Raw genomic sequence first — 22,015 nt, 5'->3', positions numbered from 1 at the left:
GACTGATATACAGAACATGTGGGAGGGGTAGGATTGAAAACTACGAAAACAGATTTATTTCATTGCGGGAAAGAACTTTTTGTCCGGAAAGGCTTTAAGGATACTAATGTATCCGATATCACAAAATCCGTGGGAATCGGGACAGGCACGTTTTATAATTACTATTCCTCAAAAGAGGAACTGTTCATGGCCATATTCATGGAAGAAAATGAGAAGCTAAAGAAAAAGATAATGAAGTCAATTGATCTGGAACAGGATCCCTTAAGTTTAGTCAAAGAACTGATGTTACTTAATTTAAACGGCATGAAGTCAAATCCAATTCTTAAAGAGTGGTATAACAAGGACGTGTTTGACAAAATAGAGCAGAAATTCCGTGAAGAGAAAGGGCTTGATCATCTCGATTTCATGTATCATGATTTTTTGGAGATCATAAAAAAATGGCAGGCAGACGGGAAGATGAGAAGCGATATTGACACCGGCATGATCGTGGCCATGTTTACGGCAATTATTACTGTCGAGACCCATAAAGAGGAAATTGGGCTTCAGTACTTTCCTCAGGTTTTGGATTACCTCATGGAGTTTACGATGAAAGGCTTAGCCCATGGCGGAGCCAATCTAAAATGACAATTGAAAGGGTAAGGGCAAAAAGCAATCGGAGAATGTATCACCGGTTGCTTTTTTTCTTAATAGAAGGTTCCTCAAATCGTGCAGTTTTTTTAGGACAGTACAACTGTTTCAGAGTCTTTAAGGAATGCATTTTATATGTGATAAACAGAGAGAAATCGAATTTTAGATGTAATATTTGCGGTTTTATAAGAAAATATGACGAACAGAATCGGATTTTTTACATTTTTACAGGGAAAAGTGCATAACGTGTTACATTAGTATTGTCTTTATGACCACATAGCTGGAGATAAAAAATGATTTTATTTTTAGCTATGAATCGAGGAAAAGGAGCTTTTTTGTTCTGGTATTGTAAAAGGGAGAATGGAAAGGGGGGACTTCGTTCGATGTTGGTATCACGATATCTGTTTTTTACGACCGGCAAAGAATCCTTTTAGTTAACCAATTATACAAAAGGGGGTAATACAATGAAAAAGTCAGTGAAAAAGATTTTGACAGTGATTTCTGCAATGGCGCTTACCTTATCGTCATTAGGAGTTACTCAGGCAGCAACGGCAGATCAGACTCTGCTGAATACGTATGGAGCCAAATACAACCGGGTAGGTACCTGTGTAAATTTATATCAGCTCCAGAACCAACAGACCTTAAATGTTATTAAACAAAGGTACAACAGTGTCACCCTTGAGAATGAGATGAAGCCGGACGCCATGCTTGGTGGTTCACCGACACTGATTTCAGTAGCAGAAGCCAAATCACTGGGATACTATATTCCTAGTAATTATACAGAGTCTACCGTTCCGAAGATCAATTTCAGCACAGTGGACAAGGTTTTAAAGATTTGTTATGAAAATAATTTAGGACTGCGTGGTCATACTCTTGTATGGCACGGCCAGACACCAAACTGGTTTTTTAGAACCAATTACAACGGCGGAACCGGTTTCGTAAGCCAGTCTGTAATGAATGCACGTTTGGAATTCTATATTAAGACTGTGATGAATCACGTTTACACAAGCCAGTACGGCAGCGTTGTTTACGCATGGGATGTGGTAAATGAGTATCTTCACTCCCCAGGAGGAACTGGTTGGGTCAGCATTTACGGCAACGTATCAACCAATCCTCAGTTTGTAAAAGATGCATTCCGTTATGCCTATGAAACATTAAGCTATTTCAAACTTACCGATAAAGTCAGCTTATTCTATAATGATTATAATGAGTATATGGAAGCCGACAATATTGTAAAAATGATCAATTTCATCAATTCAGATAGAAAAATCTGTAATGGTGTTGGCGGTCAGGCTCACTTAGAAACCTCTTTCCCAAGTGCATCTTACTTTAAGCAGGCATATACGAAATTCGCAAATGCAGGCTTAGAAATTCAGATTACTGAATTTGATGCCGGAGCAAGTTCTGAGCAGGCGCAGGCTACATATGTATACGATATAATGAAATCCGTTAACGAAATTAAAAAGTCTGGCGGTAAGATTACAGGCTTTACCTGGTGGGGACTTTCTGATGACGTTTCCTGGAGACGTGATAAGAATCCATTACTCCACTCTAACTTAAATACTCCTAAGGCTTCCTATTACAGAACACTGGATGCCTTTACCGATGTATTTGGTAAATAATTGAGTAAATATTCATTTTGTTTTTAAAGTTTTACGGGGGCAATAAACGCTGGTAGGGACAGCGAGTATAAAAAAGCTTTTATTATAACAGGAAAGGAGCGCAGTAAAGCTGTGCTCCTTTTCTAATGGATAAAATATAGATCAGGCCATAGATTTATTCACCTAAGGCCAGCAAGGCTTCCACGAGAAGCTTCATCTGCTTGCCGGAAGTATATAAGTCTCTTGAAAAATAATTGGAGAAATCTATATTTATAACATGACCGTTCTTAACTGCAGGGATGCTGTTCCACACGGCATTCTGAGACAAGTCTTCGGAGCCTTCCCATACGGAATTAAGTATGTAATCGCCGCAGTATTCCGGTAATACTTCCATTGATATCTCCAAATACTGATCACCTCTTTGAAATACCTCCTGCAATTTATCGGGAGCTTTAAAGCCAAGATAATTATAGACAATATCAGCACCTCTTCCATATTTGTCACCGAATAAATAAGTTCCTTCCATAACAGTTATGGTCTTATTTTCAATTCCGGCATGTTTAAGCTGGGCTTTATATTCTTCTGCCTGAGTCTCGAATTTGGAGAGTGCCTTTTTCGCCTCAGCTTCTTTTCCAATCACCTTACCAGTAAAAAGAATCCGTTCGGATAAGCTTTTTGTGTCAGCTTCTGTTGCTACCGTAGGAGCAATGGCGGAGAGCTTTTCATATTCCTCTTTTTGGGGCGTATTGGCAATCAGGATAAGGTCTGGCTCTAATGATAAAATGCCTTCATAATCTTCGCTTGTAATGTTAGTATAAGTGTCAGCTGTTAAAAGACCATCAAATAAATCCACTTCATTATCACCTGCAATTGGTTTTACTCCCATGGATACTAAGTCGCCGGGATTGCCAAGGGCTACAATTCTGGCAGGATTTATGGGCACTTCAACATCACCCATAATAGTACTTACCGTATGAGTGCCGGCATCTGCTGTATTATTTGGGTTAGAAGCTGTATTCTGATCATTGGCTGAATCATTGGTCTTTGTGATATTCCCTGAGGGCTTAGTGCTCTCCTTATCAGTCTTTTGACAGGCTGTGAATGCAACCGTCACACACAAACAAAGGATGGGAATCAACTTCCTTTTTGTTATTAATTTCATAGTACTGTCTCCTTATTTATTTTATCTCTATGTACAAGTTAGGATGAAGAAAGAATTCCGTTTGCAACAGATAAGACAGAGATAAAGCAATCATATAGCTGCAAAAGGAGTAATCTTAATGGAACCTATTCTTATATCCAAATTTAATTTTGAATGGACTGGTTAGCTTTGTCTAACTAACTTCATAATGCTATCACAGTATTTTTTTACTGTCAATATAGAGGATGGTAATTCATAAGAACTTATAAATAAGATTAGACGCTGATATTTGATCAATTGCTTCAAAATAGTTGAAATCTACTGCAAATAATGGTATGCTACGAAGGTTGACGAGAAATAATCGTCTAAAACAGACATAACTTGATAAAAATTATAAATGATAGGATCGTAGAAGGAAGAGCTTATTTAGGTAAGCTCTTTTTAATCCTTTTCTATCTCACTCAAATACCAAAGTGTGCAGGACACATGGACAGGAGTAACGATGATAAAGTTAGAAAATTTCTCCTTTTCCTTTCCGGAAAAGGAGCTTTATAAAGATATTTCATTTACCTTGGAGGAAGGGCAGCATTGTGCTTTCATAGGAACCAGCGGAAGCGGTAAAAGTACCTTGACGGACATCATCATGGACCCGGAACGGTTTATGTATGAGGGAAAGCTGGAGATTACTAACGGTTTAAGAATTGGCTATGTCAGCCAGTTCTCACAGCTTGATAAAACAAGAGATATTACGGTATTCGATTACATCGGAGAAGAATTTATCCGCCTGCAGAGTGAAATTGACGCGATCTGCGTGGAGATGGGAACCTCAGAAGACATTGAGCCATTACTGGAAAAATATCAGGAGGCTCTTGATGCATTGGAAGCCATTGGCGGTGATGATTTTGAAAACAACATCAGAAAGAAGCTTTATCTGGCTGACTTAAGCAGACTTGAAACATCACTGGTTTCAAGCTTAAGCGGTGGTGAATATAAGCTTATTCAGGTCATTAAGGAAATGCTTACAAATCCTCATCTCATTATCATGGACGAGCCGGATGCATTTTTAGATTTTGAAAACTTAAATTCACTTAAGGACTTAATCAATGCCCACAAAGGCATGATGTTAATCATAACCCACAACCGGTATTTGCTGGATCATTGCTTTGATAAGATCATTCATCTGGAAAATAAAGAGCTTCAGGAGTTTAATGGAAGGTATATTGATTATAAGCTTTCCCTCCTTCAGACAAAGATTGAGCTGCAGGAGCTGGCTGCGGCTGATACCGAAGAAATTGAACGAGTAAAGGGAATTGTTAATAAACTTAGAAATGTAGCTTCCAATCATACAGAAGCAGCCAGAGGTAAATCGCTCCACGCAAGAGTAAAGATACTGGAACGTCTGGAAGCCAGAAGAATTAAAGCCCCCTTTGTGGAAATTCGTCAGCCGGAAATCCGATTACCGGAATTAGGTGAAGTGACTGATACCACGGTATTAAAGGTGGATCATTACCATGTGGCTTTTCAGGAGGTCCTATTGGAAGATGCCAGTTTTGAGATGGGGTCATCGGATAAAGTGGCACTCATAGGTCCTAACGGCACCGGAAAAACAACCCTTCTTCGTGATATCTATAAGAATCAGCTGGATACCATTGAGTTAGGGGAAAACGTGACTCTGGCATTTTTATCTCAGATTCAGGGAGAGATGCTGAAGGAAGATAATACAGTACAGGATGAATTCTTTGAGGCAGGATTTAAAACCTATGATGAAATCAGGGAGCATTTGCTGGACTATGGTTTTAATGATGAAGTATTAAGTCAAAAAATCAGCAATTTATCCGGTGGTGAAAAGAACCTGCTCCAGCTGGCGAAAATTTCAGTGACAAAAGCCAATTTACTCCTCCTTGATGAGCCTACCAGCCATTTGGATACGTATTCTCAGATTGCCCTGGAAAAGGCAGTAAAGGAATATAAGGGTGCCGTGCTGATGGTATCTCACGATTTTAAGACCATAGCCAATTGTGCGGATTATGTTTTAATGATTGAAGACAAGACCATACGGAAGATGAGCATCCGGAAATTCCGTAAGATGATCTATGCCAAACATTTCAGCAAGGATTATCTGGAGATAGAAGATAAGAAAAAGACAATCGAGACAAAAATAGAATCAGCTTTGAAAAATGAGGATTTTGAGCTGGCGAAGGTGTTATCGGAAGAACTGGAAGAGGTCATAAAGCTTCTTTAATAAAATATAGGGTGTTGCAAAATGAAATCCATGTTTTTCATTTTGCAGCACCCTTTTAATATCTATCTTTTTTTTTCTGCAACGGATAGATGGACAGATTAAAGTTGCAGCTATAGGCCAGTGCACAAACGATAGCAAAGTAAGGGAAATATTCCCAACCAAAAATCTCAGCTCCCATGATCATAGGGGCCAGAAGGGTATTGGTGGCGCTCCCAAAGACTGCTGCGTAGCCAAGTGCTGCCCAAAAGACAGGAGAAAGACCGAGGAGAGAAGAGAGGACAACCCCAAGAGATGCTCCTATGGAAAAAAGGGGAGTCACCTCACCGCCCTGAAAGCCTGCGGCTAGTGTGAGCACGGTAAACAAAAGCTTAAAAGCAAAATCCCAGGTGTATATGCCATGGTCAAAGCTCATGGCGATTAAGTTTGTACCAAGACCGGAATACCGTCCTTCCCAGCAAAGAAGGGAGAGAAGGCTGATGGCTGTACCTATCATAAAAATCCGCAGGTAAGGCTTTTTAAACCATTTTAAAAGGGATTCCTTTGTCTTATGAAGACAGAAGGAAAAAAAGCTTCCTGTAAGGCCAAATATAACACCTGCAATGATTAGCTTTGGAACCAGCTCCCAGGAGAGAGGAATCTGATCCTTTAAAAGAAAGGTGAACTTTTCAAGGCCTAATAAGCCGGAAATATAGCTTGCTGTAAAGGAAGCGATAAGTGCCGGCAGGACTGCTTTTTCCTCCAGGACTCCTACAGTAAGGACCTCAAGGGCGAAAAATGCAGCAGCAATGGGAGTGCGGAACAAACCGCCAAAGCCAGCCGCCATACCAGCGATTAAAAGAATTTTACCGCTATCCTTGATGGGAAGCCGTCTGCCGAACCAATGGGCAATGGTGCCGCCAATCTGTACCGCAACTCCTTCCCTTCCTGCACTTCCTCCAAACAGATGTGTAATCCATGTGCTTAAGATGGAAAAGGGAATCAGCCGGAGAGGGATATCCGGACTTATTCCGTGGCCGGTCTCAAAGATCAGGGCCATACCTTTTATGCTTCGCCCGCCAGCTTTCTTGTAAGACCACAGGATTAAGACGCCTGCCACGCCAAGAAATGGGAGAAACCAGAAAATATGGTGTGACCGGATCTCCGTAAGCCAAAGCAGGGTACGTCCGAATACGGTGTCAACAAGGCCTGCTAAAATTCCAATAGGAACAGCAATTAAGGTGAGTAAAATAGGGTCACGGTATAAAAGAAATACTTTCTTTAACATAATACCTCCAACATAAAAAGCTGATAATTCCTGCACCGAGCAGAAGTCATCAGCCAAACAGCAATTTAGGCCGCAGCCAGGGGAGAACTTCATTCCCTGTGAAAGACTATACCATGGTTAAGACTATATTTCAAGGTGGAGTTGTCATAGACAGATATTGAAACCGTTTTTGTGAAGATGAAGTAAAAAAGTTTAAAAAAATATATATATTTCACAAAAAATAATATTTTTTAAAAATGTATTGTATTTTAGAAAAACAAGTGCTATAATTCACCCAACATATCAAACAAGAGAACGAAGGAGTCTCAACCGTTTCATTACGGTTGCGGCTCTTTTCGCTTTTTCGGGTCCTTTTAACATTGGACTCAAAAGGAGAACGAGGAGGTTTTCCCCAGCATCAACGTGGGAAAAAGCTCCTTTTTTTGTTTCTGGTAATGTTTGCATAACTAAAAAAGCATGAGGAGGAACCGAATATGAAAAAAAGATTATTTTCTCTCGTCCTTGCGGCGGCCATGTCTGCCAGTCTCCTGGCAGGCTGCAGTTCATCTGCCCAGCAAGGTGCTGCAGGGGGCAGCACTTCGGGGGATACAAAAGCCGCTGCCAGTGGGGCGCCGGCAAAAGAGGGAAAGACCATTAAGGTAGGTGTTATCGCTCCCTTGACCGGAGGCTCTGCTATTTATGGTGAGGGGGCCCAAAATGCCGTTACCATGGCGGCAGAAGAAATTAACAAAAGCGATTCGGAATACAAAATTGAAATCGTAAACGGCGGGAAAGCAGAAGATGATGCAAGTGATGCCAAGCAGGCCATTAACGCTTATAACAGCCTGATGAAGGAAAGTCCCGATGCCGTTGTAGGCAGCTTCTTTTCTTCCGTCACCCTTCCTATTGCAGAACAGGCAACCAAGGACAATATGCTCCTGCTCGCAACAGGGGCGACGAATAAAGATGTGACCTTAAAAGGCCCGACTATTTTCAGAGACTGCTTCATTGATCCATATCAGGGAAAGATGGCAGCACAGTTTGCCAAGGAAAAGGGTTGGAAAAAGGCTGCAATTATCTATGCAAAGGATGACGATTACTCCAACGGCTTAAAGGATGCCTTCATTGAAAATGCAAAAGAAGCGGGCATTGAGGTGGTCTATACCGGGGAATGCACCACAAAGGATACAGACTTTTCCTCCCAGACCTCTCAGGTGGTGGCAAAGGGAGCTGACTTCCTGTTTTATCCCGCCTTTTTAGACACCGTACCTCTTTTGGTAGGAGCAGCCAGGGATGCAGGCTTTGACGGAGCCATTATGGGAGGTGACGGTTGGGATGGAGCAGATACCAAGGGCTTTGAAGATAAGTTCAACAACTGCTATTTTACTAACCACTACTCCTCAGAAGATACAGCCCCTGCTGTCTCTAACTTTGTAAACAAATATACAGAAAAATACGGCAAGGAAAGCTTAAATGCCTGTGCTGCTCTCTACTATGACGCCATCTATATGCTTGCCGAAGCAGCTAAAAATGGTGGTGCTTCTGATACCTCATCTCTGGTAAAAGGAATGACCGGAATGACCTTTACCGGGGTAGGCGGAACCTTTACGATTGACAAAAACGGAGACCCGGAAAAATCCGTTGCCATCAATACCTTTGATAACGGTAAGGTAAAATGGCTCATGACCCTGTCACCAGAAGGCACAAAGAAATAGGAAGCATAGATATAAACAGGAGATGTGCATGAAGGCCGGACATCGGCTCTATTGCACATTTTCCATTTCAAGGAGAAAGGAATCCGCCTATGACATTTTCATTATTCTTTCAAAGCGTCATCAACGGGCTGAATCAGGGAGCTATTTATGCTTTGATTGCTCTGGGTTATACCATGGTCTATGGAATTATCCGAATGATAAACTTTGCCCACGGCGATTTTATCATGATTGGGGCATACACCTTATTTTATACCATACCTTTGATGGTAAATGCCGGAATGCCTGCCTGGCTTTCGGTTCTGGCCGCAATTATCGTTTGTGCTCTCGTTGGTGTGGTGGTAGAGGTAGTGGCCTATAAGCCTGTCCGTCAGGCCGGTTCCATGTCAGCCCTTATTACGGCACTTGCCATGAGTCTGTTCCTTGAAAATCTGGCCATGGTGCTCTTTGGCGCAAAGCCTCAGAACGTGCAGAAGATCTTTGATCTGCCGACCATCAACGTACTGGGGGCAGCCCTACCTCTTAATGTAGTTCTCACCATTTTCATAGGAGTCATAATGATGGCAGGACTCCAGCTCTTTATCAAGAAGACGAAAATGGGAAAGGCCATGCGCTCTGTTCCACAGGACCGGGATGCCTCTGTGCTGGTGGGAATCAATGTAAATAAGGTGATTACCGTTACCTTTGCCATTGGCTCTGCCCTGGCGGCTGTGGCAGCCTTAATGTACTGCACCAAATATCCAAGAGTGACCAATGATATGGGGTCCATGATGGGGCTTAAGGCTTTTATCGCTGCGGTCCTTGGGGGAATTGGAATTATACCGGGTGCCATGCTTGGAGGCATTTTAGTAGGTCTGATCGAGATTTTTGTTAAGCTGTTTGCTCCAGGCTGGTATGAAGCCATTACTTATGCCATACTGATCGTCATCCTTTTGGTAAAACCGTCCGGCATTCTTGGTAAGAATGTGGGCGAGAAGGTGTAAGGAGGAGAACATGGAAAAACAAATTAAGAGATCTTATTTATTAAACGTTTTAGGCGTATTATTTGTCTTTTTATTATTTGTCCTTCTCTTTGAAAACAGAGTATTTGGTGCCTCCACCCAGTATATAAAGGGAATATGCACGACAGCTTGTTATACAATTATAATGGTAGCTTCCTTAAATTTAGTGGTAGGGTTTATGGGAGAATTCTCTCTGGGGCATGCAGGTTTTGTGTCTGTGGGGGCCTATACTTCAGCCATTGTATCCTCAGCTCTTGCCGGAAAAGGTCTGCCGGATTTTTTTCTGTTCCTCGTTGCCCTTTTAGCAGGAGGGGCCGCCGCCGGAGTTACGGGAATTCTGGTGGGCATACCGGCCCTTCGCCTAAGGGGAGATTACCTTGCCATTGTGACCGTGGCATTTGCTGAAATCATCCGGGTGTGCTTTTGCAACTTCGCCATTACAGGAGGCGGAAAGACCATGAGCGGGATTTTAAAGCTGTCTGATTTTTACTGGTGCTACTGGATTATGGCAGGCTGTGTTGCAATCATGTATATGTATGTAAGGAGCCGGTTTGGAAGAACGGTAAAAGCCATACGGGAGGACTATATCGCAGCGGCAGCTTCGGGAATCAATGTGACCTATTATAAGGTAATGACCTTTACCGTGGCAGCTTTTTTTGCCGGTGTGGGGGGCGGGATTTATGCTCATTATATGACCGCCATGATTCCTACCAATTTTAATTTCATGTATTCTGCAGAACTGTTATCCGAAGTCATTATCGGCGGAACCGGCTCTCTGACCGGCTCCATTATAGGCGCGGCCTTCCTTTCCTCCCTGCCGGAGATGACCCGTCAGTTCTCCCAATACCGGATGCTGGTTTATTCTATCATTCTTGTACTGGTCATGATCTTTAAGCCAGGAGGAATATTCGGAACCTGGGAATTTTCCTTGACCCGCATCATCAAACGGCTTTTCGGAACAAAAGGGAATGGAGGTGTGTGACCATGGCAGAAGCGGCAAAAAAGCCCCCAGTGTTAAAGGCTCAAAGCCTTGGAATCCAGTTCGGCGGGTTAAAGGCAGTTGACAGCTTTGACTTAGAGATTGGAGAATCTGAGCTTATTGGACTCATTGGGCCAAATGGAGCAGGAAAGACCACTGTATTTAACTTGATTACCGGAGTATATAAACCAACGGAAGGCTCCTTTTATTTAAATGGGCAGCGCATGAATGGAAAAAGCACCTATCAGATCGTAGAAGCGGGAATTGCAAGAACATTTCAAAATATCCGGTTATTCAAGAAAATGTCGGTTATTGATAACGTAAAAGCTGCCATGAACGCCAGGCTTTCTTATGGCCTGTTTCATGCCATATTCCGCACTCCCGGGTATTGGAAGCAGGAGGCGGCCTTAATGAGCCGTGCGAAGGAGCTTTTAAAGGTGGTTCACTTAGAAGGCAGAGAGGAGCTGGAGGCCGGAAACTTACCATATGGGGAGCAGAGAAGGCTTGAAATTGCCAGGGCTCTTGCGACGGATATGAAGCTTCTTTTGTTAGATGAACCAGCGGCTGGCATGAATCCCACGGAAACAGAGGAGCTGCTTGAAATCATCAATTATATCCGAAAGGAATTTAAAATCTCGGTTCTTCTCATCGAACATGATATGAGCCTGGTCATGAAGATCTGCGAACGAATCAAGGTGCTTGATTTTGGAACCACCATAGCCTCCGGTACTCCAAAGGAAATAGCAAACAACCAGAGAGTCATTGAGGCGTATCTGGGAAAAGAGGAAGAGGAGGTGGGGGAAGATGCTTGAAATCCGCAGCTTATCCGTATCCTACGGAGCAATTAAAGCCATCCATAACGTATCTTTACACGTAAACCAGGGTGAGATCGTTTCCTTAATCGGTGCAAACGGAGCCGGGAAAACCACCATATTAAGGACCATATCCGGTCTTAAAAAGGCGGATGAAGGTGAAATCCAATTTGAAGGGACTGATTTAAGAAAAACAGAGCCCAGCAGCATTATCCGCTTAAAGCTTGCTCATGTGCCAGAGGGCAGACATATCTTTCCACAGATGACCGTGGAAGAGAATCTGGAAATGGGAGCATTTGCAGATCAGAAGGATATGGAAGCCACCATGACAGACGTTTATGACAGATTTTCCAGACTAAAGGAAAGAAGACGGCAGCTTGCAGGAACCTTATCAGGTGGGGAGCAGCAGATGCTGGCTGTTGGCCGTGCCTTAATGGCAAGGCCGAAGATGATCCTTATGGATGAGCCTTCTATGGGGTTATCCCCTCTTCTAGTCAAGGAGATATTTTCCATTATAAAAGAAGTAAATAAGAATGGGATCACCATATTACTGGTGGAGCAGAATGCCAGAATGGCATTGTCCATTTCAAACCGTGCCTATGTCATGGAAACAGGAAAAATCTCCATGGAGGGAGATGCAGGAGAGCTATTACGGGATGTGCGGGTGAAGAAAGCATACCTGGGACAATAGGAGGAAAGCGTTATGATGGATGACAGCAACTATTTTGCAGTGGCCATAACCCGTACCTGTGGAAGCGGAGGAAGCTTGATCGGTAAAGAGCTGGCTATGGATTACGGCATTGACCTTTATGACCGGAAGCTTCTTCGCCTTGCCTCAGAGGACAGCGGAATCAATGAGAGAATTTTTGCAGAAGCAGACGAAAATACAAGGAAAACATTTCTATACCGTGCTTCTAAAAGGGTGTATAATGGAGAGGTCATACCACCGGAGAGCGGAAATTTCTTATCGGATCAGAATCTGTTTAATTATCAGGCTAAGGTACTTAAGGAATTGCTCATACAGGAATCCTATGTGTGTATCGGCAGAGCTGCTGACTTTATATTAAAGGATGAACCAAATGTGGTATCAGTCTTTCTCGATGCTCCCTATGAATTCAGAATAAATCGAGAGATGGAGCGCCAGGGGATTAAAAAGCCGCAGGCAGAAAAATATGTGGATCAGCTGGATACATACAGAAACTCCTACTATATGTATCATACCGGAAGGCAGTGGAAAAATCCCCTAAATTATGACCTGTGTCTCAATACGGAGCGCCTGGGGCTAAAGCAATGTGTGGAGTTAATTGAGGAATACATAAGATTAAGATTTGGTGTCATTACGGAAAAGAAGGTGAAACTATGAAAGAACTTGCTTACTATGATGGAACAATCGGAACGCCAGAGGAACTTACCGTGCCATTTAACGACAGGGTTCATTTCTTTGGAGACGGAGTCTATGATGCTTCCGTGGGAGGCAACCACAAGGTTTATCTCTTAGAGGATCATCTGGACCGTTTTTATTCCAGTGCAAAGGCTCTGGATATTAAGATTCCCATGGAGAAAAAGGAATTCGGAGAGCTTTTGACCAGTCTGCTTTCCATGGTGGAGGGAGAAACTCATTTCGTATACTGGCAGGTGACCAGGGGAGCAGGTGCCAGGAATCATACTTATGGAGACGATATGACCGGTAAGCTGTGGGTCATGATCCGCCCCAATAAGTTAAATGATCCTGATGTCCCCATTAAACTCATCACCAGAGAGGATACCAGATTTTATCACTGCAACATCAAGACCTTAAATCTCATTCCATCTGTGATAGCCTCTCAGAAGGCAAAGGAAGCAGGAGCCGATGAGACCATTTTCCACCGGGGAGATATTGTGACGGAATGCGCTCACAGCAATGTTTCTATCTTAAAAGGTGGAGTTTTCTACTCTCATCCCAATGACACCATGATTCTCCGCGGAATTTCTAAGACCCATATGATATCTGCCTGCTATCGGCTGGGAATTGCGGTAATCGAACGCCCCTTTACCTTATCAGAGCTTATGGACGCAGACGAGATCATCGTGACCTCCTCCTCTAATTTCTGCCTCCATGCAAATCTAATCGACGGCAAACCGGTAGGAGGAAAGGACCCTGTTTCCTTATCCCGGATACAGAATGAGGTCATCAGCGAATATCTTTCCTATACGGGAAAGAATAGCCTGTTTGACTGATCCTTATCACACGTTGGTATGACATTCGGGAGGGTATGATGGAACGAGCAGAGCTGGAAAAAAGAAACGTCGGAGAAAACCTGGATTCTTTAATGAACTTAGACCCCAGGGGATACGGGGTATGCAGGATCCTCTATGCAGGAAGCCGTGCTTACATGGGAGAGCCTCTTGCCATGAGTGCGGCGGAAAGCTTGTGCAACACAGTGAAGGAAGATGATTTTGTCTATATTCTCACAGGATTTGTACTCCTTCCCCATAAGCAGCCGGAAATGGATGGAATGGTAAGCTCCATTCTTCTGGCAAGATCGCTGGTTCTGGCATTTGGGGCAAAGCCTGTCATCCTCTGCCCTGAGGATTGCGTGGAACCGGTGAAAAAGTGCGCCGGAGTGGTAGGTCTTCATATCTACGAAGATTTAAAGGTAGTAAGAGACCTTCCCTACAGCATGGGAGTGGCTGCCTTTACGAAAAATTCCAAGCGGGCAGAAATAGACGGAGAGTGGCTCATGAGAGAGGCCATGCCCACAGCCGTTATTTCCGTGGAAGCACCGGGAGCTAATCATCTGGGAGTCTACCATAACGCAGCAGGACGGGATGTGACAGCCCTGGAAGCCAAGAGCGATATCCTATGGGAGATGCTTCGGGCTGCCGGAGTCTTAAACATTGCAATCGGTGATCTTGGAAATGAAATCGGCATGGGCGCCATTGCCAGCCACATCACCAAATACGTCCCCTTTACCGGACCGGAGGAATGCATCTGTGGCTGCAAGGGAGGGATTCTTTCTGCCAGCAGCACCGATCATATCATAACAGCCACCTGCTCGGACTGGGGCTGTTACGCCATGATGGCTGCCATTGCCTATCTAAAGCGGGATATGGAGATTCTTCACCGGGAAGAGATGGAGGCAGAGGTGATGCGGGTGGCTTCAAGGAGCGGTCTGGTGGACATGACAGGTTCTCTTTTACCCGGAATTGATGGCTTTAATACCCGAATGAATACAGGTATCCTTAGTCTGATGCGTCAGTGTACAGCCTATGCCGTTCGGTACTCCGGCAATTCAGAGCACTGGTTTGCTCCCGTCATTGCCAAAGGATTCTTTCGGTAGCAGGAAAATCACCGCTAACGTGAAGGCGGGATAGGTTCAGAGCAAGTAAGCGATTTATTATAAAGAAAGGAGAGGGGCATTATGATACTTAAGGCAGTTGGAGACCGTGGGGTACTTGCGGAGCTGGGAAATTCCATTGATGAAGCAACGAACCGAAGGGTTATGGAACTGAACCGGAAGGTACTTTCCTCCAAGACGGAAGGAATCATAGAGACAGTCCCTGCCTTTTCTTCTCTTCTTGTTTATTACAATCCCCTGATTACTGATTATGAACAGGTATCTAAATACCTTTTAGCCTTACAGGAAGTGGAAGAGAAGGAAGAAACGGATTCAGGGAAATTAATCGAAATACCAGTCTGCTACGGAGGAATATACGGACCAGACCTTTCCTTTGTATCAGAGCATACCGGCTTAAGGGAAGACGAGGTAGTTCACATTCATTCCGGCAGGGACTACCGCATCTATATGCTTGGCTTTCTGCCAGGATTTCCCTATCTTGGAGGCATGGATCCCCGGATCAATGCTCCAAGGCTTTCCGTGCCAAGAACTGTTATTCCGGCAGGGTCAGTGGGAATCGGAGGAGAGCAGACTGGAATATACCCCATGGAGTCACCCGGCGGCTGGCAGCTGATCGGGCGGACTCCTCTTCGGCTTTTTGAGCTTCAGATGAGAGAAGAAAAGCTTTATAAGGCGGGTGACTCCATCCGGTTTGTTCCAATAGATCAAAAGGAATTTGATGAAATCAGCCGGACACAGGAAATGAGGTGACTAAGTGGCATTAGAAATCTTACAGCCGGGAGCATTGTCAACGGTACAGGATTTGGGAAGAAGAGGATATCAAAGCCAGGGCTTTCAGGAAAGCGGAGCCTGTGATAAATATTCCATGAGACTCTCCAATCTCCTGGCCGGTAATTTAGAGGGAGAATGTAGGGCCGCTGTGGTGGAATTTACGTTAAGGGGGGGAGAAATTCGTTTCACCTCCCCTGAGGTGTTCTCTTTGGCCGGCGCAGACATGGAGCCTTTCTTAAATGGAACCCCGGTTCCTATGTATGAACCAGTTTGTGCGGAGGAAGGGGATGTGCTCACCCTTTCCCTTGCGAAAGAGGGCTTAAGGACTTACCTGGCTGTGTATGGAGGTGTTGATGTTCCTCTCGTTATGGGAAGCCGTTCCACCAATTTAAAATGCAGGCTTGGAGGCTTTCATGGTAGAGTATTAAAGCAGGGAGATATTCTCCCTACCGGAAAATCGGCAGAAGAGGTAAGAGCCCTTTGGCAAAGCATCCAGGGAAATGGAAAGGGATCTGCGCCTAACGCAGAACAGCCATTGCTTCAAAGATCGTCTACTCCCAAACGCTATTATGGGACAGAGGAATATGTACTTCTACGGGCAGTAGAAGGGCCGCAGATTCAGGCATTCACAGAGGAGGGAGTGAGGACCTTTCTTCGCAATCCTTACCGGCTATCCAGTGACTGTGACCGCATGGCCTGCAGGCTGGAAGGTCCTGTAATTGATATGATACAGGGAGCGGATATCATATCTGACGGAATCGTAGAAGGCTCGGTACAGGTTTCAGCCTCTGGTCTTCCCATGGTGATGATGTCAGACCACCAGACAACAGGAGGCTATGCTAAGATAGCAACAGTAATTTCCACGGACATTCCAGCCCTGGCTCAGTTACGTCCCGGAGAATGGGTGACATTTCAGTTTGTAACTCCACAGGAGGCAGTGAATATCTGCCGGAGAGAGGAACAAAGGCTTGTAGCTGCCTGTAAGAGGTTCCTGCCAGTGGCAGATAAGTAAGATAGAACGATTCAGTATGAAAGGAAGAAACTATATGGATTATGCAGAAAGTAAGCCATGGCAGGTAAGATCACTGATACGGGAAGGAGTGATAGATAGTCCTACCACCGGAATGTGCAACGGGTATGCTCAGGGAAATCTGGTCATACTTCCGGAAGAGCTTTCCTGGGATTTTTTGCTGTTCTGTCAGAGAAATCCCAGAGCCTGTCCCTTATTAGAGGTATCGGATGCAGGCAGTAAGTCATTTCCCATAACGGCAAAAGGCAGTGATCTTACAAGAGACATTCCCAGATACCGGATTTATGAAAATGGAATCTGCACGGGAGAACCGACAGATATCTCCTCGTTGTTTGATGAATACCAGAAAACAAAGGGCAGGCTCATAAGCTTTCTCATCGGGTGCAGCTTCTCCTTTGAAGCGGAGCTTTTAGAAGCAGGCATACCCGTAAGGCAGATAGAAGAAGGGGTCAATGTTCCCATGTACAACACCAATATTCCATGCACCTCTGCCGGAGTTTTCTCCGGAACTATGGTGGTCAGCATGAGGCCCATACCTCATAGTCAGGTTCCGGCAGCCGTTTCGGTGACCGCCGCCATGCCAAAGGTACACGGTGCTCCCATACATATCGGATACCCGAAACTCATTGGAATTAAGGACTTAACGACCCCTGATTACGGCGATCCGGTAACGGTGAAGGAAGGAGAAATTCCGGTATTCTGGCCATGCGGCGTTACGCCTCAGGCTGTTTTAATGAACAGCCAGCCGTCCTTTGCCATGACCCATGCACCAGGACATATGTTTATTACCGATGTGAAGAACACGGTTCTTAAATATAGCTGACACCTGTAAAGGAAAGGAGAAGAAATATGCCAACCATTGATTTGAACTGCGATTTGGGAGAAAGCTTCGGAGCCTACAAGATGGGTATGGATGAAGAGATTCTTCCGCTTATTACCTCAGCAAACATTGCATGCGGATTTCACGGAGGAGATCCGCTTATTATGGAACGTACCGTCGCACTTTGTAAAGTACACGGAGTAAGGCCGGGGGCCCATCCTGGATTTCCGGATTTAAATGGATTCGGCAGAAGAAACATGAATCTGTCTCCAAAAGAAGTTAAGGCATGTGTCACCTATCAGATCGGGGCATTAAAAGCATTTTGTGACAGCGCTTCCATACACCTTTATCATGTCAAGCCCCATGGAGCCTTGTATAACATGGCAGCCGTGGACTACAAACTGGCAGCGGCCATCTGCGAAGCCATCCATGACGTGGATGACAGTCTGGTGCTCCTGGCCTTAAGCGGAAGTGAGATGCTCCGGGCAGCCAGGGATTGCGGAATTTCTTCTGCCAGCGAGGTATTTGCAGACAGGGCTTACGAAAGAGATGGAACCCTTGTTTCAAGAAGCCATAAGGGAGCTGTGATTGAAGAGAAAGAAGCAGCAGTAAAGCAGGTGGTCCGCATGGCAAAGGAAGGCAGGGTAAGAGCCATTAGCGGGGAGGATATTTCCATAAAGGCTGATTCCGTCTGTGTTCATGGGGATGGCAGAAACGCTCTAGCCTTTGTGAAAAGGATTCGGGAGGAGCTTGCCGTAAAGGGAATTGAAGTAAAAGGGTTTTAATAATTACTTGCAAAGGGTTATTTATTACATATTGGTAATTTCTGTGGAAATTGTGTTAATATATTAACAGAGTCAAAAGATACCATCGACAGAAGCTCTGCCTATAGAAGTAATAATCGGCAGTATGCAAAAAACTTGACAAAATATTGGCACAAACGGAACTTTATGTATATGACAGGAGGGTATTATGGATGCTTTCTATAACTATTTGTGACGATGACAGGAAGGATGCGGAAAAATTAGAAACGTTGGTGAACGGTTACATGAGCCAGAGCCCATTTTCTTATGAGATCAAGAAGTATTGCTCGGGAGAAGAGCTGCTTGAATCCAGTGAGGCGTTTGATGTATTATTTCTTGATATTGCATTAGGCGGAATGAATGGAATAGAGGTAGGCAAGAAAATAAGAGAATCTAACAGAGGTTTAAAAATTATTTATACCACCAGCTATAAACAGTTTTGCAAGCAGGCTGTGAACCGGGTTCATGCGTTTGCATATTTAGTGAAGCCTGTTACAAAGGATAAGATAGACCGTCAGCTGGATGAGATCTTATCCTGCATTCAGGAAGAACACGAGGATAAAGAAACCGTGGCATTTGAGATTATGGAGATAACAGAAAAAGGGGAACTGGAAAGCAGAATCAAGGATTTTGAAGTAGATGATATTTTTTATTTTGAATACTTTAATAGAAAGATAAAAATCAAACTGGAAAAGGAAGAATATTTCTTTAAGGATAAAATGAAAGATCTGGCAGACAAGATGCAGTTACATAATTTTGAAACCTGCCACCAGTGTTTTTTAGTAAATTTACGACATGTGAAAAAGATAAAAGGCTACGAAGTTTTTTTAAATAATAACGATATCATACCTGTTTCACAGAAACGATCCGCAGAGTTTAGAAAAAAATTAAATACATTTATACAGAATTCGATTTAGGAGAAGAGATGGAAGGTTACATTATTTTTATATATGGATCCATCATTTCATGTCTGGTCAACATTGTTATTGTATTTCAATTCATAGAAGAAAGAAATGAGCGAATCTATCAAAAACGTTACTTATATTTCTTTGTAAAAACAGGGGTCTTTCTTGCCCTTGTATGTCTTAACTTATTAAATAATCCCATTATAAATATCTTAAGCTGGATCGTTCTTCCTGGCACAGTCAATCTTTTTCTGTTTCATCATATCAATAAAAAGGTGATACACCGGCTGGTGGATGTTACCGTATTAATTTTAATTTTATCCATATGCGAGGCAGTAGGAGTTGAAGTTTTAGACTATATCTTATGGAAGTTTCAGATACATAACGTAGAGCCTATTATGGCCAAAAGCATGGAAATCACCTTTTCCAAATTGTTTGTACTGATTTCTTATTATCAGATCATAGCAAAGCTTTGGAAGGAAGAGGCAGGCCGGACGTTTAACAGGACCCAATGCCTCATCGAGATTATTGTTATCTTATACAGCGTTGCCAATTTAGCTGTTATCTTTCTTGTCATATCCAAGGTAAACAGCCAGAAGGACCACATATTGATTCTCGTTAATATGGGGTGTATTTTGATTGCCGATCTTTATTTTTCTTATTTTGCCAGATTCGTGGAGGAAAACAGCCAGCTTAAGATAAAATTAAAGCTCTTGGAGCAGCAGTCAACCCTTCAATATGAGTTCTACGAAGATCAGGAAGAGAAATACAATGAATCCATTAAAATTCTCCATGATGTCAATAAACATTTGAATATGATTGAATCCATGTATGAGGCAAAAGAACATGACACGGCCAGAACCTATGCCAGGGAAATCGGTCAGATGCTCATGCCTCTTTCCCTGGAGGATTACACCAATAATCCCATATTAAACGTATTGCTAAATGATAAGAAACGAATAGCAAGCCTTCATTCCATTGAATTTAACTTGGAAATCGGGGCTGTTGATTTAAGCTTCATGGAACCCATTGAAGTCACCACTGTTTTTGGAAATCTGCTGGATAATGCAATCGAGGCGTGCGACATGGTCCCGAACAACAGATTCATAGATATGAAGCTGGACAAATACAATGAATTCATTGTCATTAACATTACCAACCGTACCATGCCCATTGAAAAGTGGTATATGGGAAAGCCCGTATCAAGAAAGGGTAAAAACCATGGTATTGGTCTGCTGAATGTGGAAAATATCATAAAAAAGTATGACGGCAGCATGGTCTTAGAGGAATCGAATAAAAAATTCAGCTGTAAAATCATTTTTAATTTATAATAGAGGGTTCTGCTGCTATTTTTGATTTTGCAGAGATTTTAACCGGTCACCGTTTGGAGATGGCTCGCTTCCGTCTGTCATAATCTCTATGATGACCGGGCCTTTTCTGTCCTTTAAGAATTCTGGAAGCTGCGCGATCTGACTGTTGTCGTCGATGACCATGGTCTTTAAGCCGCAGGCTGCCATCATGTCTGCGATGGGGATTCTTTTCTGGTGAAAATCCTCAACAATTCTTTGAAAGAGAAATTCATGACCATGCTCTACGAAGCCCAGCATGGCATTGTTAATAATAAAATAAATAATGGGCAGCTCATATTCTGCTGCTGTCAGTACCTCCATGCCGTTCATAAAAAAGCACCCGTCGCCTGCAAAAACAGCTACATTTCTTTCTGGATAAGCAGTCTGTACGCCAATGGCTCCTCCAATGGCATTTCCCATAGAACCATAGTTTAAATTCACCTCAAAATCTCCTGCCTCAGGTATCTCTAAATACTTTAAGATATAATTAATAAACTCCCCCATATCTGTAACGTAAAAGGTATCGCATGGCATGTATTTTGGTAACTCTTCCATAAATTTCTTAAGGCTGACTCCGGTACAGGAGATAGGGGACGAGTGGTTAATGACTCCTCTTTGAACCCGTTCTTTTTTTGATGCCCTGGTATTCTGAATGAGGTAGGGCAAAGCCTCAGCTAAGTCGGCATTGACTTTGACCTGAGTCTCATAAACCTTTCCAAGCTCTTTTTTGTCCCAGTCAATATGAATGACAGTTTTTCCCTCTGTGAGAGCTTTGTTAAAGTTATTGGTGGAGCACTCGCCCAAACTGGAACCAAGAACGAGAAGGCAGTCAACAGCGGAATCGTTCACATAAGAAAGAGCGGCATCTGTGCTGGCAAAGCCGTAATTACCTAAGTTTAAAGGAAAATCATGAGAGATTACGCCTTTTCCACTTGGAGTCGTTATAATCGGCCAGTTAAGATGCAAGCTTAATTCTTTTACCAGGTGAGAGCTTCCTCTTGCTCCTTTTCCAACGAGAATCAGCCCCTTATTTGCCTCCTCTATAACCTTACAGGCCTTAGAAAGCATTACTTGCGCTTCTGGGGAAGAACCATAAATTGGTGCTTTAAAGTCAGGCATGTCATCAGGTATCTCAGCCATCTGTATGTCCATTGGAATGGATAAATGGACCGGTCCCATGGGAGCAGTTAAGGCGGTCCTGATTGCAAAAGCCAGCTCCTTCATCACATCTTCTTCCTTTAAGATTGTTTTGCTGTATTTTGTAATGGGCCTGAAGATTTCTTCGGTATTAAGCTCCTGTATGGCGCCCTTACCAATCTGCCATCTGTGGACATAGCCGGTAATAAACAGGACAGGAGCCTTCCCCCTGTAGGCATCTCCCACACCATTCATCATATTATTGGCACCTACGCAGCTGGCGCCCATACACACCGAAAGCTTTTGAGTTACACTGGCATATCGGGCAGCCATATAAGCAGCTCCACCTTCATTTTTGGCAACAATGGGCTTTATAGAAACGTCGTTTAAAGCATCAAAAAGAGGACTGATTGTACCAGCCGGTATTCCGAAGATATGATTTACTCCTGAATTTTTTAAGTATAATAAAATTTCATTTGCTATTCTCATAGTCATTTCCCCCTG

General features: G+C 43.5%; 19 protein-coding genes, 1 pseudogene and 1 riboswitch. Of the genes and pseudogenes, 17 read left to right on the top strand and 3 right to left on the bottom strand.

Features of this window, described 5'->3' with window-relative positions:
- Nucleotides 1-33: 33 nt before the first annotated feature.
- Together T546_RS0103970 and T546_RS0103955 are read left to right on the top strand one after the other, a co-directional pair.
- Nucleotides 34-624, top strand: coding sequence for a TetR/AcrR family transcriptional regulator (locus T546_RS0103970; RefSeq protein ID WP_026890507.1), 591 nt, complete (start codon nt 34-36; stop codon nt 622-624).
- A 467-nt stretch (nt 625-1,091) separates the two neighbouring features.
- Nucleotides 1,092-2,249, top strand: a complete 1,158-nt coding sequence (locus tag T546_RS0103955; RefSeq protein WP_026890505.1) for an endo-1,4-beta-xylanase — start codon at nt 1,092-1,094, stop codon at nt 2,247-2,249.
- Nucleotides 2,250-2,403: 154 nt separating this feature from the next.
- Here T546_RS0103955 and T546_RS0103950 read toward each other — a convergent pair whose 3' ends face one another.
- Entirely contained in the window at nt 2,404-3,390 is a 987-nt protein-coding gene (locus T546_RS0103950) for an ABC transporter substrate-binding protein (protein WP_026890504.1), read from the bottom strand.
- A gap of 481 nt (nt 3,391-3,871) precedes the next feature.
- On the opposite strand from T546_RS0103950, the gene T546_RS0103945 reads away from it, so the two are divergent.
- Nucleotides 3,872-5,611: an ABC-F family ATP-binding cassette domain-containing protein gene (locus T546_RS0103945; RefSeq protein WP_026890503.1), complete on the top strand. Its 1,740-nt coding sequence runs from the start codon at nt 3,872-3,874 to the stop codon at nt 5,609-5,611.
- Between the two features lie 55 nt (nt 5,612-5,666).
- On the opposite strand, the gene T546_RS0103940 is transcribed toward T546_RS0103945, so the two are convergent.
- Complete coding sequence (locus T546_RS0103940) at nt 5,667-6,875, bottom strand: chloride channel protein (RefSeq protein ID WP_034597757.1); 1,209 nt, start codon at nt 6,873-6,875, stop codon at nt 5,667-5,669.
- 33 nt (nt 6,876-6,908) lie between these two features.
- Nucleotides 6,909-6,981: riboswitch (Fluoride riboswitch) on the bottom strand.
- A 367-nt stretch (nt 6,982-7,348) separates the two neighbouring features.
- Here T546_RS0103940 and T546_RS0103935 point away from each other — a divergent pair.
- The 14 genes and pseudogenes from T546_RS0103935 to T546_RS0103870 all read left to right on the top strand — a co-directional run bounded on the left by T546_RS0103935 (nt 7,349) and on the right by T546_RS0103870 (nt 20,356).
- The gene (locus tag T546_RS0103935; RefSeq protein WP_026890501.1) at nt 7,349-8,569 is read left to right on the top strand and encodes an ABC transporter substrate-binding protein; all 1,221 of its coding nucleotides are present in this window, start codon (nt 7,349-7,351) and stop codon (nt 8,567-8,569) included.
- An 89-nt stretch (nt 8,570-8,658) separates the two neighbouring features.
- Nucleotides 8,659-9,549: a branched-chain amino acid ABC transporter permease gene (locus T546_RS0103930; protein ID WP_026890500.1), complete on the top strand. Its 891-nt coding sequence runs from the start codon at nt 8,659-8,661 to the stop codon at nt 9,547-9,549.
- Between the two features lie 10 nt (nt 9,550-9,559).
- Nucleotides 9,560-10,393 (top strand): annotated as a pseudogene (locus tag T546_RS22800) (branched-chain amino acid ABC transporter permease); the annotation flags it as partial.
- A 158-nt stretch (nt 10,394-10,551) separates the two neighbouring features.
- Nucleotides 10,552-11,358, top strand: coding sequence for an ABC transporter ATP-binding protein (locus tag T546_RS0103920; protein ID WP_026890499.1), 807 nt, complete (start codon nt 10,552-10,554; stop codon nt 11,356-11,358).
- Nucleotides 11,351-12,049: an ABC transporter ATP-binding protein gene (locus T546_RS0103915; RefSeq protein WP_026890498.1), complete on the top strand. Its 699-nt coding sequence runs from the start codon at nt 11,351-11,353 to the stop codon at nt 12,047-12,049. Before T546_RS0103920 ends, T546_RS0103915 begins: the two co-directional genes overlap by 8 nt.
- A 12-nt stretch (nt 12,050-12,061) precedes the next feature.
- Nucleotides 12,062-12,721: a cytidylate kinase-like family protein gene (locus T546_RS0103910; protein ID WP_242842182.1), complete on the top strand. Its 660-nt coding sequence runs from the start codon at nt 12,062-12,064 to the stop codon at nt 12,719-12,721.
- A complete protein-coding gene (locus T546_RS0103905; RefSeq protein WP_026890496.1) occupies nt 12,718-13,575 on the top strand; it encodes an aminotransferase class IV in 858 nt (285 codons plus the stop codon). Before T546_RS0103910 ends, T546_RS0103905 begins: the two co-directional genes overlap by 4 nt.
- A 38-nt stretch (nt 13,576-13,613) precedes the next feature.
- Nucleotides 13,614-14,678, top strand: a complete 1,065-nt coding sequence (locus tag T546_RS0103900) for a DUF4392 domain-containing protein (protein WP_026890495.1) — start codon at nt 13,614-13,616, stop codon at nt 14,676-14,678.
- 81 nt (nt 14,679-14,759) lie between these two features.
- The gene (pxpB, locus tag T546_RS0103895) at nt 14,760-15,446 is read left to right on the top strand and encodes a 5-oxoprolinase subunit PxpB (protein ID WP_026890494.1); all 687 of its coding nucleotides are present in this window, start codon (nt 14,760-14,762) and stop codon (nt 15,444-15,446) included.
- 4 nt (nt 15,447-15,450) lie between these two features.
- A complete protein-coding gene (locus T546_RS22795; RefSeq protein WP_051629589.1) occupies nt 15,451-16,479 on the top strand; it encodes a 5-oxoprolinase subunit C family protein in 1,029 nt (342 codons plus the stop codon).
- A gap of 34 nt (nt 16,480-16,513) precedes the next feature.
- Nucleotides 16,514-17,320 carry a putative hydro-lyase gene (locus T546_RS0103885; protein WP_026890493.1) on the top strand — a complete coding sequence of 269 codons (807 nt, stop codon included), beginning with the start codon at nt 16,514-16,516 and terminating at the stop codon, nt 17,318-17,320.
- A 26-nt stretch (nt 17,321-17,346) separates the two neighbouring features.
- A complete protein-coding gene (locus tag T546_RS0103880) occupies nt 17,347-18,102 on the top strand; it encodes a LamB/YcsF family protein (protein WP_026890492.1) in 756 nt (251 codons plus the stop codon).
- A 191-nt stretch (nt 18,103-18,293) separates the two neighbouring features.
- Nucleotides 18,294-19,037 (top strand): LytR/AlgR family response regulator transcription factor, encoded by a 744-nt coding sequence (locus tag T546_RS0103875; RefSeq protein ID WP_026890491.1) that lies wholly within the window; start codon nt 18,294-18,296, stop codon nt 19,035-19,037.
- 8 nt (nt 19,038-19,045) lie between these two features.
- Nucleotides 19,046-20,356: a sensor histidine kinase gene (locus tag T546_RS0103870; protein ID WP_051629587.1), complete on the top strand. Its 1,311-nt coding sequence runs from the start codon at nt 19,046-19,048 to the stop codon at nt 20,354-20,356.
- Nucleotides 20,357-20,371: 15 nt separating this feature from the next.
- On the opposite strand, the gene T546_RS0103865 is transcribed toward T546_RS0103870, so the two are convergent.
- Nucleotides 20,372-22,000 (bottom strand): thiamine pyrophosphate-binding protein, encoded by a 1,629-nt coding sequence (locus tag T546_RS0103865; RefSeq protein ID WP_026890489.1) that lies wholly within the window; start codon nt 21,998-22,000, stop codon nt 20,372-20,374.
- Between the last annotated feature and the right edge of the window lie 15 nt (nt 22,001-22,015).

The organism is [Clostridium] aerotolerans DSM 5434, from assembly GCF_000687555.1.
Taxonomy (GTDB): domain Bacteria; phylum Bacillota; class Clostridia; order Lachnospirales; family Lachnospiraceae; genus Lacrimispora; species Lacrimispora aerotolerans.
This window is presented reverse-complemented; position numbering and strand designations above follow the sequence as displayed.

What these genes read in the sequence shown, in the direction of transcription:
- T546_RS0103955 (WP_026890505.1), top strand. Translation starts at nt 1,092, where the DNA reads ATGAAAAAGTCAGTGAAAAAGATTTTGACAGTGATTTCTGCAATGGCG.
- T546_RS0103885 (WP_026890493.1), top strand. Translation starts at nt 16,514, where the DNA reads ATGGATTATGCAGAAAGTAAGCCATGGCAGGTAAGATCACTGATACGG.
- T546_RS0103950 (WP_026890504.1), bottom strand. Translation starts at nt 3,390, where the DNA reads ATGAAATTAATAACAAAAAGGAAGTTGATTCCCATCCTTTGTTTGTGT.
- pxpB (WP_026890494.1), top strand. Translation starts at nt 14,760, where the DNA reads ATGATACTTAAGGCAGTTGGAGACCGTGGGGTACTTGCGGAGCTGGGA.
- T546_RS0103900 (WP_026890495.1), top strand. Translation starts at nt 13,614, where the DNA reads ATGGAACGAGCAGAGCTGGAAAAAAGAAACGTCGGAGAAAACCTGGAT.
- T546_RS0103930 (WP_026890500.1), top strand. Translation starts at nt 8,659, where the DNA reads ATGACATTTTCATTATTCTTTCAAAGCGTCATCAACGGGCTGAATCAG.
- T546_RS0103870 (WP_051629587.1), top strand. Translation starts at nt 19,046, where the DNA reads ATGGAAGGTTACATTATTTTTATATATGGATCCATCATTTCATGTCTG.
- T546_RS0103920 (WP_026890499.1), top strand. Translation starts at nt 10,552, where the DNA reads ATGGCAGAAGCGGCAAAAAAGCCCCCAGTGTTAAAGGCTCAAAGCCTT.
- T546_RS0103915 (WP_026890498.1), top strand. Translation starts at nt 11,351, where the DNA reads ATGCTTGAAATCCGCAGCTTATCCGTATCCTACGGAGCAATTAAAGCC.
- T546_RS0103940 (WP_034597757.1), bottom strand. Translation starts at nt 6,875, where the DNA reads ATGTTAAAGAAAGTATTTCTTTTATACCGTGACCCTATTTTACTCACC.
- T546_RS0103880 (WP_026890492.1), top strand. Translation starts at nt 17,347, where the DNA reads ATGCCAACCATTGATTTGAACTGCGATTTGGGAGAAAGCTTCGGAGCC.
- T546_RS0103945 (WP_026890503.1), top strand. Translation starts at nt 3,872, where the DNA reads ATGATAAAGTTAGAAAATTTCTCCTTTTCCTTTCCGGAAAAGGAGCTT.
- T546_RS0103910 (WP_242842182.1), top strand. Translation starts at nt 12,062, where the DNA reads ATGATGGATGACAGCAACTATTTTGCAGTGGCCATAACCCGTACCTGT.
- T546_RS0103935 (WP_026890501.1), top strand. Translation starts at nt 7,349, where the DNA reads ATGAAAAAAAGATTATTTTCTCTCGTCCTTGCGGCGGCCATGTCTGCC.
- T546_RS0103905 (WP_026890496.1), top strand. Translation starts at nt 12,718, where the DNA reads ATGAAAGAACTTGCTTACTATGATGGAACAATCGGAACGCCAGAGGAA.
- T546_RS0103865 (WP_026890489.1), bottom strand. Translation starts at nt 22,000, where the DNA reads ATGAGAATAGCAAATGAAATTTTATTATACTTAAAAAATTCAGGAGTA.
- T546_RS0103875 (WP_026890491.1), top strand. Translation starts at nt 18,294, where the DNA reads ATGCTTTCTATAACTATTTGTGACGATGACAGGAAGGATGCGGAAAAA.